A 15,393-nucleotide genomic window follows, 5' to 3' on the forward strand; every position below is an offset into this window, starting at 1 on the left:
GTGAATTGAGTGAACTTGAAGAGCCTAATGAGCTGTTAAGGTTTGTGGCAAGTCCTTTATTAGTATTCGAAAGCGGTAAGCCAGCATCGTTTATGCTTTTGTTTTTGATGCCTTCGGTACTTGTATCTAATGTTTGTGGTTGAGCTGTTCTACCGCTTACCTTAGTCTCCGGTGCATCTACCTTTGCTGTAGTCGTTTGTTTTGTTGGTTCAGGTAAAAAAACGATAGCTTCAAGTTTTTTTAAAAAGGAAGCGATGATCTGAACTGGTTCAACTTTGGCGATCACAATGTCAGAAGACAATTTATTTGTGGGAACCTGAGTTTCATTTACTGGCGCCCCAATAACGATTTCGAGTTTGCTCTGTATTGGGGTGAGTAATAAAATAGGTCGCCCTTGCTGAAAGGTTATTTTTGCTAAGAATTCTCCTTGATTCAGCTGAGGTCCAGAATCTTGTGCTACAACAGTGCCATTAGCAAATTGAAACTCTTTGTTAATAATTGTGACGTTCGGTAATGGGTAACCTTGAGTTCGAGCCGCAAGAGCCGAAAGCTGTGCCTGAGATATGCCATTTTGTTGCGCCAAATTGATAACAGCCTCTGGAACTTTCAACGCAATAGGCGTGGCTAGAGCAAGCAGTTGGCTGATGGGATTTTGAGTCGCTGCGGTTGTTGGTTGCGTGTTTTGCGTAATAGGCGTGACTAGAAAAGTATTCGCTGTCAATAATACTTGCCGCTGCTGAGCGTTAACAAGCTTTAAATTATATTCTGTACCGTTTAGAATAATACTATCTCCTTCAGGCGAGGTTTGCACCTGAGCTGGAATAGGGCGCGGAGAAGCATTGAGAGCATCAGCTTGGGCCATCGCAGTATGTAACTGCGGGGTTCGACTGCTAACAAGTGGAATCGACTCCATTTATAGACCTTATATAGTTTATTCGGCGATACATTCGTTTTGTAAAATTAACAATTGACCAATTTTTTTTGCCAAGTATGCTTATGCGCCTTGTGACAACGGAACTGTCATACTGGATAGTATGCCACTAAGACGAATTATCTTTATATCGTCATTTTTGTATTGTCACTTTAGCGAAAACTTGCTGCCTAAGCTGTACATTTATATTAAGAGAGCGATATGAAGTTAAAATGGATGGGATTATCTTTGGGGTTATTGCTGTTGCCTAAAGTGCAAGCGGCTGAAGTACCCGCATCAGATACCATTCCGCAGGAAACCCCTGCTAAGGTACAAATCACCTATGATGATCCCCGCGACCCGTTCGAAGGCTTTAACCGTGCGATGTGGGATTTTAACTATCTCTATTTAGATAGATATTTATATCGTCCTGTTGCCCATGGTTACAACGATTACGTTCCTATGCCTGCTAAAACGGGCATCAATAATTTTGTACAGAATTTAGAAGAACCGAGCAGCTTAGTAAACAACGTGCTGCAGGGAAAGTGGGGCTGGGCGGCGAATGCGGGTGGACGCTTTACGATTAACACAACTGTTGGTCTATTAGGTGTCATTGACGTCGCAGATATGATGGGCATGAGCCGTAAGCAAGATGAGTTTAACGAAGTGCTTGGTTATTATGGCGTACCCAATGGACCTTATTTCATGGCACCGTTTGCGGGTCCTTATGTCGTGCGAGAACTCGCGTCTGATTGGGTTGATGGTCTATACTTTCCCTTGTCTGAGCTAACAATGTGGCAAACCATTGTTAAATGGGGACTTAAAAATCTTCACTCCAGAGCATCTGCGATCGATCAAGAGCGACTCGTTGATAATGCACTCGATCCCTATGCCTTTGTCAAAGATGCGTATTTACAACACATGGACTATAAAGTCTATGATGGGAATGTTCCTCAAAAACAAGATGATGATGAGTTACTCGAACAGTATATGCAGGAGCTAGAGTAACCAATAGGCCGTACTTGACAGCATTTGTCTTTAGTATGCAAGTGTTCGCCTTATCGAATAACGTTATCGGTATGTTCACTTGAGTAATGGCAATGCGATGAATTCTATTCAGGAACTTTTATGGCGTTAAATGGTGTTGCGGTTCTTTTAGTTGAAGATGATCCTGTGTTTAGGCAGATTGTTGCAAGCTTTCTTGATAGTAGAGGCGCGCAAGTTACACAAGCCTGTGATGGTGAAGAAGGATTATCATTTTTCAAATCGCAGCACTTTGATGTTGTTCTTGCAGATTTAAGCATGCCTAAGCTTGGTGGGCTCGATATGCTTAAGGAAATGACAAGGTTAGCGCCACTGGTTCCTTCAGTTGTGATCTCAGGTAATAATGTCATGGCTGACGTTGTTGAAGCCCTAAGGATTGGCGCCAGTGATTATCTCGTTAAGCCAGTATCCGATTTATTCATCATCGAACAAGCCATTAAGCAAAGCCTGCATAATTCCTACATTGATGATACCCAAGCCGCGGATTTTGAAGCCCTATCCCATCAAGAGTTAAGTGATAACCTCGCTTTACTTGAGCAAAGTGTTGCCGCGGCCAAGCAAGTGCAGCAACAATTATTCCCCGCTTCAAACATCAGTTACCCTGCCGCCAAAGTTGACTACAGTTTGTATAAAAACAGTGACATTAGCAGTTACTTTATTGATTCAACAATGGTCGGCACTGATCACTTGATCATGTATATGGCGCATTTATATCCCGAAGATAATCGAGCCGCTTTTGCCTGTGTTCTGCTGAGAAGTTTTGTTAATCAGAAGCTTAAAGATTTTCGAAATGGCCAAAGCCAAAGCATTATTGAACCATTCAATATGATGAGCTATTTGAACGAGCGTCTAGTTAAATCGGGACTCGATATCAAAGCGGATATGATTTATGTCTCCATTGAGCTAACTAAGTACCGTGCTGCTATCGCACAGGCTGGGAAGGGACTGCGTTGTTATCTGCGTAATGACGAGGGATTAAGCCCGCTAGCGCTTTCAGAGAGCCTACAGCTGGGCGTATTAGATTGGGGTAAGCCGAGCATTCAGTTCCGCAGTATTTTACCGCAAGAGCAGTTGTGTATTGCGACCAGTGAGCCTGAACATAAACAGGCTTTGCTTGATAATAAATTTAAGGGGTTGGTTTACGATGCCACAATCCCCGAAGGTGGCTTCCTACAGTTGAGCCTCTAGTTCGTCTTAAATGAAATCAGTATTCAGTCCAAATTCGACATAAAAAAACGCCTTACTAATGCTAGTAAGGCGTTTTTGTTTTTACAGTCGCAGAGCTTATTAGCGTTTTATTGCTTCATGCTCAGCGGTAACGGCTATTTCGTCTTCTAAGGCTTCAGCTTCAGTATGATGCTTAGTCTCAGCGCCATGCATCCAATCCACTAACTTATCAGCCATAAAATACAGGATAATGCCTGAGAGAGCTGCTGTGATGGCAATACCAGAGAAAATCGCCATTGCATTGGCTAGTTGTTCTTCTTTTTCTCCGCCATGGCCGATGAATGATCCGACAACACCACCAATCTTGTTGGCGGCTGCAACGAATAGGAACCAAGCACCCATCATCAAAGAGGCAATACGCAGTGGAGCCAGTTTAGTCACCATAGACAGACCGATAGGTGATAAACACAGTTCACCCATAGTATGGAAGAAATAAGCGCCCACTAACCACCACATGCTCGATTTAACTGATGCATCACCGCCCATTTGCATTACAGCGCCTATCATAAATAGGAAACCGATCGCGAGTAAAAACAGACCAAGCGCAAATTTCACTGGCGAGTTAGGCTCATTCTTACCTAAGCGGATCCAGATAGAAGCAATCACAGGGGCAAATAATACGATAAAGATAGCGTTTAATGATTGGAACCAAGTTGTCGGAACTTCAAAGGTACCGACCATACGATCGGTGAACTCGTTTGTAAACAAGTTCATTAAACCGCCCGCTTGTTCAAAACCAGCCCAGAAGATAATAGTAAATAAACCCATTACCATGATGACCTTAATACGGTCACGCTCGACTTTTGTGAGTGGTTCTTTACGTATTTCGCCTTTTTCTTCCGCTTTTTGTTTTTCAAGCTTAGCGGCTGGCACTCTGCCTATATCGCCTAAATACTTCTGTGCAAACAAGAATTGGATAATTAGAGAGAAGATCATACCAACACCAGCACAGAAGAAACCTGCTTGCCAGTTGTTAACAAATACTTCTTGTCCGTTAACGATAGCCGCGTGTCCGAAGCTAGTGTAAGCCCAAGCTACAATAAAGCCTGAAAGTGCAGCACCTAAGTTGATGCCCATGTAGAAAATTGTAAATGCGCCATCACGACGGTGGTCGCCTTCTTCGTATAGATCACCCACCATAGTGGAGATGTTTGGCTTAAATAAACCGTTACCTAAGATAAGAGTGCCTAGGCCGATATAGAACACCGTTGTTTCTAAACCTGGGATCCAGCTATGCGGCGCGGCAAGTAAGAATTGGCCGGCAGCCATTAAAGCACCACCCAAATAAATGGCTTTACGTTGGCCCAAAATGTTATCGGCTAACCAACCGCCGATAAGTGGCGTTAAGTAAACTAAACCTGTGAAGGTACCATAAAGTGATAATGCTTCAGCCTGAGTCCAACCTAGACCATGCCCGCCGTCACTCTGTACTTTATCAACTAAATACAGCACCAAAATGGCGCGCATTGCATAATAACTAAAACGTTCCCAAAGTTCTGTTGTAAACAGCAGGAACAATCCCTTAGGATGCCCAAGCATCGTTCCTTGTGGTTTTGCTACGCTCATGAAGTCTTCCACCTTAAGCTCGTGATTGCCTGTGGGCCCCTGAAACAGGATGATGTCACCACAGAAAAATGGTTGTTGCTCGTCCCCATATCGCCTGCAGGTTTAATCAGCAATCAATTCATACTAATGCATTCATTAATTGTTGAATAACCGCTAGTTACGTATGGGTTATTGTTACGTTTTTATAATAAAAGTAATATTTTTAGCTGTGAAATGAGTATTTTCGCTAAAATCCCACCTTATATACCCCTTAAAAGCAACCAAAGTCAATTTTGGTAAACCAAGTGGTGACATTATCAGCAATATAGTATTACCGTGCTTTTAGATGTGAATTCGCTAATCTAAGTGCGCATTGTATGTATACCGAGCGAGATGTCAGAGAACGGCGAAAAACTGCTTCCATCGACTTAAGCATCTTTGCTATGATTGCCGCCCGTGAATGGACGTCACTTAAAATAGGGTAGTGAGATTAGCGTATGAAGGCATGGTACCTTTTGTATTGTAAGCCTCGTAGTGAAGCGAGAGCACAACAGAACTTAGCACTTCAAAATTTAGAGACGTATTTACCTATGGTCTCTGAAGAGAAATCTCAACGCGGGCGGAAACAAGTCTGTCGTGTACCATTATTCCCTAATTATTTATTCATCAATTTCGACCCAAGCCAAACAAGTGTTAGGCAGGTCCACTCTACTCGTGGTGTGAATCGAATCGTTAATTGTCAAGAAAAAATGACGCCCATTGACGACAGAATTATCCATGCCATTCGCATGAAAGAATTAACGCCTTCCCAAACGGTATTAGCCGAAGTACCAGAGCTAAAAACTGGGGAAAAAATTCGTTTTACAGATGGACCATTTGTTGATTTAGAAGGTATTTTTCAAGAAAAATGCCCGAATAAGCGTTGTCATGTTCTATTCAACATAATGGGACAAATAAAGACAGTTACAGTGCCAGAACAAACTGTTGAGCGGGTTAGTATTTAGCGAGTTGGATCACACTTCATTGTCAGACTTAAGATGAAGTTTTTGTAGGATATTAGCTATTTTAGTGATTATTGCTTTTTGCCTACAATAAATAAAAATAATTGAAAAACATATAAATCAATGAGTTACAGGTTGTCTGAAATAGTTGGTTGGTTTGGCAACAAACTGTTGTTTAAAATTCGAACAAACGCCTTGTGTTTGCTTGTTAATTAACCAGCTAAAACTGAAAGTTTACAGTAAACTTATAAAACTCAATGTTGTGATAATGTTTTAATAATCTGGTCGCCCATCGTGGAGGCTAGCTAAGTGTCAAATGTGGATATTGAGGCAAAGACGACAATTAGCCTAGTTAAGCTATTTGTTTTTGCTTACCTAAAGTAGAAATTGCTCGGCGTGTTTTCTCACAAGTTTGATGATGTTACTCGCTAGGAATACTAAAGGATTAGAGCCTTGCCATTCTTTATATCAAAGAATGTTATAGCTTTATTGCTTGAAAAATATGAATTTTCGCGTCGCGAAGGGCAATATAGAAGCCGCAATCTATGGGCGGTAGCGTGCCTGAAAGGTGAGAAACCGAAGGTTGGGCCCTCGAACGAGAGGTACGGATACCGAACTGGCAGTTATATAGGGATATATTTATCGAATGAATAGTTTCATTCGTTAAGCGAACGCCGAAGGCATCAGGCCGCCACGCGGATCGGTAGCGTGCCAGAAAGGCATTATGTATTTCAGTTTATGTAAAGACATCAAGCTGTTTACTGCTCAAACGTAGAACAAATTGTGCTACATCTAAATTCTAAAAAATAAGTTTTGCCCCAATTTTTATAAACGGAGATATCTGGTGCTACGACAAGTCAAAAAATTCATCATACTAGGCATAAGTGCCGCGATTTTGATGGGCGCGCAGGCTAATGCCATTACGCCATCTCCGCAGATGATCGAGCAGTTCAAAGCATTACCTAAGTCTGAACAAGAAAGATTAGCACGCCAATATGGTGTTGACCCTTCAATCATAACTGGGGCTGGTGCTACAGCGACAGTTGTTGAAAATCCTACAGTAGTCACTCCTCGCACGGCGAAAAATAATGTGGTTGATCAATCGGAAAGCGACCAGTTAAATCAAGCGACTAAGTCAGAATCTACGGTTGAGGCAATTGAAGACAAGAAAGAAAATCAACTCAAACGTTTTGGCTACGACCTCTTTGCGGGTTCACCAAGTACATTTGCGCCAGTTAGCGATGTGCCCGTACCTGCTGAGTATATGATCGGTCCTGGTGATAGTCTGAATGTTCAGTTGTTCGGTAAAGAAAATAACCAATACACATTAACAGTGGGCCGTGATGGTGCCATTCAGTTTCCTAATTTAGGGCCTATATCGCTGGTTGGTTTGAGTTTTGCTGAGGTGCGCGAATTATTACAGCAAAAGATTAGCCAAAGCATGATCGGCATTGAATCAAATATCACTATGGGCGAATTACGCTCAATCCGCATTTTCGTTGCTGGTGATGCTTTCCAACCAGGTTCTTACACAGTTTCAAGTTTATCGACTATTACTCAAGCCCTATTTATCTCTGGTGGCGTGAACCAAATTGGTAGTTTACGCAACATTCAAATTAAGCGTGCTGGTAAAACGGTAGGCCACTTAGACTTATATGATCTTCTGCTTCGCGGGGATGCCTCTGGGGATATTCGTTTACAATCTGGTGATGTCGTGTTCATTCCATCTTCTGGTGGTTCAGTGAGTGTGATGGGGGAGGTTCGTCGTCCCGCTATTTATGAACTCAAAAATAATGAAACAATGGCCGATGTTATTCGCATGGCGAGTGGTCTAAACCCAGGCGCTTATCCTAAAGCAAGTACGGTTGAGCGTTTCAGTAACGAATCAGTTAAAACCGTAATCAGTGTTGATTTAACCGAAAATGCGGGTTTAAACACCTTAGTTAAAAATGGTGATCTTTTAAATGTAAGATCGGCTTCAAGCCGCATCGATAATGCGATTACTGTCGCTGGTGCTGTCGTTCGACCTGGTAAGTATCAATGGACGAAAGGTCTGACCGTTGCGGATTTGCTTCCTTCAATTTGGGGTGATCTCACCATTTCAGCTGATTTGGATTATGCCTTACTAGTACGTGAGATAAATCAGCGCGGCGATATTCAAGTTGAGCGTATTGCCCTCGGACGCGCAATAGGTGAGCCAAAATCACACTACAATCCTCAATTGAATCCGCGTGATTCAATCATAGTGTTTGATTATGCAGACCGCGAAGCGTTACTAAAGCCAATAATTCAAAAACTTAGAGAACAAAGCCGTTTTGGCGCCGCTGCTAAGTTGGTCAGTATTAATGGAAATGTACGTTTTCCTGGCCAATATCCCATCACCATTAATGCTGATGTTAAAGAGCTACTTATCGCTGCCGGTGGTTTAGAGGAAGGCGCTTATACACTCTCTGCTGAATTAACACGCCAACAGGTTTCAGAGCAAAATGGGGTGTCAGTTGAGCATGTGCAGCTGAGCTTAGACCGCGTAATGCAAAATGATCCATCTGCAAATATTAAGCTACAAAGCCGCGATATTCTAACCGTACGCACCCTTCCTGATTGGCAAGATACTCGTTGGGTAACCATTAAAGGGGAAGTCAAGTTCCCCGGTACCTATAGCATTCAACGCGGTGAAAGTTTAAAGGATGTTCTTGCTCGTGCTGGCGGCTTAACGAGCGATGCAGCTCCTCGCAGTGCGGTATTTCTACGTAAATCAGTAAAAGATAAAGAGCAACTTGAGTTATCAAAACTCGCGGATGAATTACGCCGAGAGATTGCTGCGAAAGCGCTGACCAAAGATACCCCAACTATTGGTTATAACGATGCACAGCAAATGCTCAATGAGCTCGAGAATGTCAAAACGGTAGGTCGATTAGTTGTTGATATTAATGCCATTGAATTAGGGATTGATAGCGCAAACCTTATGCTTGAGGATGCCGATGCCTTGTACATTCCACCGACCAATCAAACGATTTCTGTCATGGGCCAAGTGCAACACCCAAGTACACACAGATACAAGCAAGGTATGACTTTCGATCAATATCTGGCTTTATCCGGCGGAGCGCGTAAACGTGCCGATGAATCGCGCTCTTATGTACTGAAAGCTGATGGCTCAGTCCAAATGCCTGAATCATCTTTTTGGTTTAATGGCGGAAGTGCCATGGAACCAGGCGATACCATAGTTGTACCACTAGATACTGAATATAAAGATAACCTAACCTTATGGTCACAGATAACGGGCATTATTTATAATACTGCAATTGCTGTATCGGTAATCTCTGGGCTGTAGAACTAAGGAGCTAGGAACGCCGCGTTGCGACTACAGAACGTCACTACGTGACTCACGGATAACGGAATGGGCTGCGCCCTTACGGTAAGCGAATTTCTTGTTGCTTATACCGTTATCTGTAAGCGAAGCGTTCTGTCAACAGTCAACGTTTCCGGTTCCGTCAACCGTGATTGGTTTCTAATTTTTCCAAGGAGAGGATATGAAGTTTCAAAAGCTAGAAGTCTGGCAACTTAGTTACGAATTATCATCTTCTATTTATATAGCAACAAAAGACCTCCGAGATTGGGGCTTCAGAGATCAAATTACTCGGTCAGGACTTTCAGTTCCGTCAAATATTGCGGAGGGGATGGAGCGGTATGGTGCAAAAGAGCAAATACATTTTTTATATATTGCAAAAGCTTCGCTAGCTGAATTGATTACCCAAGCAATGATTGGTAAAGATATTGGTTATTTAGAGCCAAATTATGTTGATGAATTACTAATAAAAACTGAAAGATTATCTGCAATGTTAGCTGGGCTAATCAAATCGATTAAAGATCGAAATTCAGAAAATAAATAAGCGCACGCCGCTTTGCGGCTACAGAACGTCACTACGTGACTCACGGATGTTACTAAGATAACGGAACGTCACTACGTGACTTACGGATAACGGAACGGGCTTCGCCCTTTACGGAAAACAAATTATTTGTTGCTTTTACCGTTATCTGTGAGCGAAGCGTTCCGTCAACGTTCTTAGCTTTGCTTTTACCGTTATCTGTAAGCGAAGCGTTCTGTCAACCGTCAACGGTAACCCGTCAACCGTATTCGAGAACTCACACAACGAGATAAGTTTTAAATGTCCAATGAAATAAACAAGTATAGGCAAGATGCACAGTTTTCAACTATCCAGCGACCCGCAGACGACGAAATTGATCTTCGAGAGCTATTTGCCGTTATCTGGCAAGGCAAATGGCTCATCATAGCCATCACTGCAGTATTTACCATTGGCGCGGTGGTATTTGCCATTAAACAACCTAATATCTACAAATCTGAAGCTTTGCTTGCACCAGCATCCGAAGAGCAAGGTGGTGGACTAAGTGCCTTGGCATCTCAATTTGGCGGCTTAGCTAGCCTTGCAGGAGTTAACCTCCGTGGTAAAGGGGGCGTTGATAAAACCCAAATGGCGATTGAGGTATTAAAATCCCGTCAATTTGCCAGTGATTTTATTAAAAAGCATAATATTCTTGCCGATTTAATGGCGGCAAAAAAGTGGGACCGTGAGAACAATCGCGTTATCTACGATGAAGATGATTATGATGTGAACAATCAAACATGGGTAAGGGATGTCAAGCCACCACGCCAACCTGAGCCTTCCATGCAAGAAGCCTTTAAGGTATTCGAAAAAATATTGGTGGTGACTAAAGATAAAGAGACAAGCTTAGTCACTATTGCAGTTGAACATCGTTCTCCTTTTGTTGCTCAGCAGTGGGTGACATGGCTCGTTCAAGACATTAATAAAGCGATGAAAGAGCGTGATGTAGCAGAAGCCAATCGGAGTAGTGAGTTTTTAAATAAGCAAATCGCCTTAACCAATGTCGCCGATATTAAATCGATTCTTTATAAGTTGGTGGAAGAACAAGCTAAAACGATTATGTTTGCCGAAGTGCGCGATGAATACGTATTTAAAACGCTTGATCCTGCATTAGCGCCAGAAGAAAAGGCTAAACCGAAGCGTGCATTGATTTGCGTATTAGGCACTATGCTCGGCGGTATGTTAGGTGTGATGTTCGTATTGGTAAGATATTTTATGAGAAAAGAGCCTATTGGGACAGTTTTTAGAAAAACAGCTGAAGAACAGTAAAACCTAGGCTTTACAAGTGATGGTGCTTACTTAGAAATAAGAGCAGCTGTCTCAAAATGGATGAAAAGTGTCTTAGCTTGGTTTGGAAGGCTGAGATAAAATGTGTAGTATTTCAATTTCTTTTTTAGAAATTGTTCTAAATAAGGTCTGAAGTAATGACGAAAAAGAAAGTTCTTACGGTTTTTGGTACACGTCCAGAAGCAATAAAAATGGCTCCATTGGTTCATACATTAGCTTCAGATGATCGTTTCGAAGCAAAAGTCTGTGTAACGGCCCAGCATCGTGAAATGTTAGATCAAGTTTTGTCATTATTTGATATCACTCCAGATTATGATTTAAATCTGATGAAGGCTGGGCAGACATTAAATGATATTACAGCTCGTATTTTGCTAGAGCTAAAACCAGTTCTGCAAGAATTTAAACCCGATGTTGTGTTAGTTCATGGTGATACAGCGACTACATTTGCAGCAAGCTTAGCTGCATATTACGAGCAAATTGATGTCGGACATGTTGAAGCAGGTCTGCGAACTGGCAACATATATTCACCATGGCCTGAAGAAGCAAATCGCAAGCTCACTGGTACCTTAACCAAATACCACTTCGCACCTACCGAAACATCTAAACAAAATTTACTTCAAGAAAATTATACTGAAGTAAATATTTTTGTTACTGGTAATACAGTAATTGATGCACTTCTAATGGTAAAAGCCAAGATTGAACAAAATAGCGAACTAAAAAATACTTTAGCTGCACTGTTTCCATTTTTAGATGAAAATAAAAAATTGATTTTAGTCACGGGCCATCGACGTGAAAGTTTTGGTGGTGGTTTTGAACGAATTTGTGAAGCTTTAGCTATCACTGCTAAAGCCAATCCTGATGTTCAAATTCTTTATCCAATGCACCTTAACCCCAATGTCCGTGAGCCAGTCAACCGCATTTTAGGCGGTATCGAAAATATCATTTTGATTGAGCCTCAAGAGTATCTGCCGTTTATTTATCTGATGATGCGCAGCCATATTATTTTAACGGATTCTGGCGGCATTCAAGAAGAAGCACCTTCTTTAGGTAAACCTGTATTAGTTATGCGTGATACTACAGAACGACCCGAAGCTATAGCTGCTGGGACTGTTAAATTAGTGGGCACAGATGTTGATAAAATCGTATCTGGCCTTTCGGTATTACTCAATGATATCGACGCATATACCGAAATGAGCTTTGCACATAATCCCTATGGTGACGGTCGAGCTTGCAAAAGAATTTTAAACGAATTAGTTAAATAAAATTTAGGAAGAAAAATGTCTTTCAAAACAATTTCAGTAATTGGTCTTGGTTATATTGGCTTACCTACGGCGGCAATGTTTGCCTCGCGCAAGGTCAACGTAATTGGTGTGGATGTTAATAAACATGCAGTAGATACCATCAACCAAGGAAGAATTCATATAGTTGAACCAGAGCTTGATATGTTGGTGCATGCAGCCGTGACAGAAGGCTATCTCAGAGCAGTTATGATACCGGAGCCTGCCGATGCCTTTTTAATCGCCGTACCAACACCTTTTTTACCTTGCGCTGAAGGCGAAATTCCTGCCCCTGATTTAACCTATATTGAATCTGCTTGCCGTGGTATTGCCCCCGTGCTCAAAAAAGGCGATTTAGTGATTTTAGAATCCACTTCCCCTGTTGGTGCGACAGAGCAAGTAGCCGAGTGGCTTGCTGCAGCTCGACCAGATTTATCTTTCCCACAAACTGTGGCTGATGCTGCGGATATAAATGTAGCTCACTGCCCTGAGCGTGTATTGCCAGGTCATGTAGTGCGTGAACTAGTGCAAAATGATCGTGTAATTGGTGGTATTTCTGCAACATGTTCTGCACGCTCGGTTGAGCTTTACAAAATATTCGTAGAGGGTGATTGCATTATCACTAATGCTCGAACAGCTGAAATGGCCAAGTTAACTGAAAACAGCTCTCGAGATGTCCAAATTGCCTTCGCTAATGAGTTATCGATGATCTGCGATAAACTGGATATCAATGTGTGGGAATTGATTAGTCTTGCTAATCGCCACCCACGTGTAAATATCCTACAGCCTGGGCCTGGTGTAGGCGGTCACTGTATTGCGGTTGATCCTTGGTTCATTGTGTCTAAAACTCCTGCCGAGGCTCGATTGATTCATACAGCCCGTATGGTTAACGATAGCAAACCTCTGTGGGTGATTGATAAAGTTAAATTAGCTATTGCCGATTTCTTACAGGCAAACCCCACTAAAACAACTAAAGATATTACTATCGCCTGTTATGGCTTAGCTTTTAAACCCGATATTGATGACTTACGTGAAAGCCCAGCGATGTCTATCACACAAAAACTTGCTGAGTTTCATTCAGGTCGTGTTGTTGCTATAGAACCAAATATTGAATCGATCCCATCAAAACTTTCAAATGTAGAACTCCTGGATTTGGTTAACGCTCAGAAAGAAGCAGATATACATATAATTCTTGTTGATCATAAAGAGTTTAAAAGTGGTTTAAACATCTCTGGATTTACTGTTGATACGAAAGGTATTTTATAAAAATGAGCTCGTATTTTTATATGAGCCATTGTGAGTTATGTAATGAAAGAGTTTAAATCAAATGTTATTAATGTAGTCTTCGGGACTTCAATAATTCAGTTATCAACCATAGCTAACTTTATCATATTAGCGAGGATTCTTTCTGTCGATGAATTTGGTATGCTTAGGCAGCTATTGCTAATATCTCAAATGATATTTGCAGTAATTTTTGCTGCGATACCAGTTTCTGCTCTATATTACTGTAGTTTACAAAAAGAAAATAAATGTAAGAAGCATGTGATAGTAAGTCATACAAAAGTTTGTTTATCAATTGGGTTACTATCAAGTATTCTTATCTTTTTATTTAAAGATACAATTGCTTTAGCATTTGGTGGTGAGTACTTAAGTTATTATCTAATATCATTTTCCATTTATCCTTTATTCCATATATTGTACAATTTTGTACCAACTGCTTTAATTGCACTAGAAGAAGTTAGATTGATAAAGTGGTATTGCCCTATTATTGCTGTGATTAATACTGTAGTTGTGGCTGTAACCGCTTTAATTTATGATTTTGAGAGTGTCGTTTATGCCTATATTATAAGTGCAGCATTGTCTTTTTTTATTGCTTTGGCAGTCATTTATTTTGTGACTAAAGGGCATTCTGTGGCAAGAGATAATGTAGGTATAGTATCATACTCTAAGATTATTAAATATTCGTGGTTTCTGGCTTTAGCTTCTGGTATCGGTATTATCGCTAGTAGATATGACCATATGCTGGTTTCAAATGAGCTTGGAGCTTCAATCTTTGCAATATATGCGGTTGGAGCATTTCAACTTCCAATATTTAGCGTCATTCAAACAAGTGTTAATTCTGTCATTTTTAGTAAGATGGTGCAGTACCATAATAATGGTGATTGGGAAGCATTTTCTCAGTTATGGAAAAGTGCACTAAATAAAATTGCAATGGTATGCTTACCAATATCTGCTCTATTGGTCGTATTTTCGGAGGAGTTTATTACTATTCTTTTTGGTGAAGTATATGTAGAAGCTGTTTGGATATTTGTAGCGTTTTCACTATTAGCTCCTATTAGATGCGTTTCTTTTGGGTATATATTTAAAGTGATTGGCAAAACACATCTAGATGTAATAGGGGCAATAGTTTTATTGGTACTAACGGTAGTGCTTGTGACATTGGGACTAAATTACTATGGTGAGCTTGGTGCTGCTTTGGGAGTAGTTTTGTCGACTTATATTCTGTCATTTTTTATGATGCTAATAATAAAACGTCAGACTAACAATAACATGAAGTTCTCAAGTATACTACCTATGAATTTATTTGTTAAATTTATAGGGTTTACTTTAATATTTACCTCGTTGAAGTTTTCATTCGTTTGGATATTCTCATGAAATCAAAATTAAAGGCTATCATAGTAAATAGTGCATTATTAAAGAAATACATATTAGATTACGGATTTTTAACTAAGTTTAAACTAAGACTATTTTTCTTCAATGTTGTAATTGGTTTCTTGACGGGAAGTAAGCACGGCAAGTACTTGTTCACACATTACACGTCAAGAATTATAGCTGGACAGAATTTGCATCTTGAAGGTAGTAAGAAAGGAACATTTGCAAGTCTTGTCGTCAGTGGTGGATGTTATTTACAAGCGGGCAATGGAATAAAGCTTGGAGAAGGAACTATTTTTGCTCCTAATGTATCCATTATTAGTGCAAACCACGATATGAGTAGAAACGATAAAGTGTGGTTAAAGCAAGACGCAATTGAAATAGGCTCAGATTGTTGGCTCGGCGCTGGCTGTATTATATTGCCTGGTGTTAAATTAGGAAATCGTTGTGTAGTTGCAGCAGGAGCTGTTGTGACTAAATCATTCCCTGATGATGGTGTTGTCATTGGAGGTGTTCCAGCTAAAGTAATTTCAAAAATCGATAATTAG

General features: G+C 40.9%; 11 protein-coding genes and 1 pseudogene. 10 read left to right on the top strand and 2 right to left on the bottom strand.

The features are described from left to right. Window positions 1–913 (bottom strand): annotated as a pseudogene (locus Q4Q49_RS16210) (flagellar hook-length control protein FliK); the annotation flags it as partial. 219 nt (window positions 914–1,132) lie between these two features. Here Q4Q49_RS16210 and Q4Q49_RS16215 point away from each other — a divergent pair. Beyond that, entirely contained in the window at window positions 1,133–1,918 is a 786-nt protein-coding gene (locus Q4Q49_RS16215) for a VacJ family lipoprotein (RefSeq protein WP_311898028.1), read from the top strand. A 120-nt stretch (window positions 1,919–2,038) separates the two neighbouring features. Next, window positions 2,039–3,142 carry a response regulator gene (locus Q4Q49_RS16220; RefSeq protein WP_311989317.1) on the top strand — a complete coding sequence of 368 codons (1,104 nt, stop codon included), beginning with the start codon at window positions 2,039–2,041 and terminating at the stop codon, window positions 3,140–3,142. 99 nt (window positions 3,143–3,241) lie between these two features. On the opposite strand, the gene Q4Q49_RS16225 is transcribed toward Q4Q49_RS16220, so the two are convergent. Continuing rightward, window positions 3,242–4,747 (bottom strand): peptide MFS transporter, encoded by a 1,506-nt coding sequence (locus Q4Q49_RS16225; protein WP_311989318.1) that lies wholly within the window; start codon window positions 4,745–4,747, stop codon window positions 3,242–3,244. A 476-nt stretch (window positions 4,748–5,223) separates the two neighbouring features. Here Q4Q49_RS16225 and rfaH point away from each other — a divergent pair, with 476 nt between their 5' ends. The 8 genes from rfaH to Q4Q49_RS16265 all read left to right on the top strand — a co-directional run bounded on the left by rfaH (window position 5,224) and on the right by Q4Q49_RS16265 (window position 15,393). Next, window positions 5,224–5,730, top strand: a complete 507-nt coding sequence (gene rfaH / locus Q4Q49_RS16230; protein WP_115334226.1) for a transcription/translation regulatory transformer protein RfaH — start codon at window positions 5,224–5,226, stop codon at window positions 5,728–5,730. A gap of 841 nt (window positions 5,731–6,571) precedes the next feature. Next, a complete protein-coding gene (locus Q4Q49_RS16235) occupies window positions 6,572–9,058 on the top strand; it encodes an SLBB domain-containing protein (RefSeq protein ID WP_311999855.1) in 2,487 nt (828 codons plus the stop codon). 199 nt (window positions 9,059–9,257) lie between these two features. Beyond that, on the top strand, window positions 9,258–9,617 hold the full coding sequence (locus tag Q4Q49_RS16240; RefSeq protein ID WP_311991495.1) for a four helix bundle protein: 360 nt from the start codon (window positions 9,258–9,260) through the stop codon (window positions 9,615–9,617). A 276-nt stretch (window positions 9,618–9,893) separates the two neighbouring features. Next, entirely contained in the window at window positions 9,894–10,898 is a 1,005-nt protein-coding gene (locus Q4Q49_RS16245) for a Wzz/FepE/Etk N-terminal domain-containing protein (RefSeq protein WP_311991496.1), read from the top strand. 155 nt (window positions 10,899–11,053) lie between these two features. Continuing rightward, window positions 11,054–12,178, top strand: coding sequence for a non-hydrolyzing UDP-N-acetylglucosamine 2-epimerase (wecB, locus tag Q4Q49_RS16250; RefSeq protein ID WP_311999856.1), 1,125 nt, complete (start codon window positions 11,054–11,056; stop codon window positions 12,176–12,178). Window positions 12,179–12,193: 15 nt separating this feature from the next. After that, window positions 12,194–13,459 carry a UDP-N-acetyl-D-mannosamine dehydrogenase gene (gene wecC, locus Q4Q49_RS16255; protein WP_311999857.1) on the top strand — a complete coding sequence of 422 codons (1,266 nt, stop codon included), beginning with the start codon at window positions 12,194–12,196 and terminating at the stop codon, window positions 13,457–13,459. Between the two features lie 42 nt (window positions 13,460–13,501). Beyond that, window positions 13,502–14,848: an oligosaccharide flippase family protein gene (locus Q4Q49_RS16260; protein ID WP_311999858.1), complete on the top strand. Its 1,347-nt coding sequence runs from the start codon at window positions 13,502–13,504 to the stop codon at window positions 14,846–14,848. Beyond that, window positions 14,845–15,393, top strand: a complete 549-nt coding sequence (locus tag Q4Q49_RS16265) for an acyltransferase (protein ID WP_311999859.1) — start codon at window positions 14,845–14,847, stop codon at window positions 15,391–15,393. Before Q4Q49_RS16260 ends, Q4Q49_RS16265 begins: the two co-directional genes overlap by 4 nt.

It is taken from the genome of Shewanella sp. SP1S1-7 (assembly GCF_031932105.1).
GTDB classification, from domain to species: Bacteria; Pseudomonadota; Gammaproteobacteria; order Enterobacterales; family Shewanellaceae; genus Shewanella; species Shewanella baltica.

Excerpts from the sequence above, each read along its gene's own strand:
- Q4Q49_RS16215 (WP_311898028.1), top strand. The coding sequence starts at position 1,133 with ATGAAGTTAAAATGGATGGGATTATCTTTGGGGTTATTGCTGTTGCCT.
- Q4Q49_RS16220 (WP_311989317.1), top strand. The coding sequence starts at position 2,039 with ATGGCGTTAAATGGTGTTGCGGTTCTTTTAGTTGAAGATGATCCTGTG.
- Q4Q49_RS16225 (WP_311989318.1), bottom strand. The coding sequence starts at position 4,747 with ATGAGCGTAGCAAAACCACAAGGAACGATGCTTGGGCATCCTAAGGGA.
- rfaH (WP_115334226.1), top strand. The coding sequence starts at position 5,224 with ATGAAGGCATGGTACCTTTTGTATTGTAAGCCTCGTAGTGAAGCGAGA.
- Q4Q49_RS16240 (WP_311991495.1), top strand. The coding sequence starts at position 9,258 with ATGAAGTTTCAAAAGCTAGAAGTCTGGCAACTTAGTTACGAATTATCA.
- Q4Q49_RS16245 (WP_311991496.1), top strand. The coding sequence starts at position 9,894 with ATGTCCAATGAAATAAACAAGTATAGGCAAGATGCACAGTTTTCAACT.
- wecB (WP_311999856.1), top strand. The coding sequence starts at position 11,054 with ATGACGAAAAAGAAAGTTCTTACGGTTTTTGGTACACGTCCAGAAGCA.
- wecC (WP_311999857.1), top strand. The coding sequence starts at position 12,194 with ATGTCTTTCAAAACAATTTCAGTAATTGGTCTTGGTTATATTGGCTTA.
- Q4Q49_RS16260 (WP_311999858.1), top strand. The coding sequence starts at position 13,502 with ATGAAAGAGTTTAAATCAAATGTTATTAATGTAGTCTTCGGGACTTCA.
- Q4Q49_RS16265 (WP_311999859.1), top strand. The coding sequence starts at position 14,845 with ATGAAATCAAAATTAAAGGCTATCATAGTAAATAGTGCATTATTAAAG.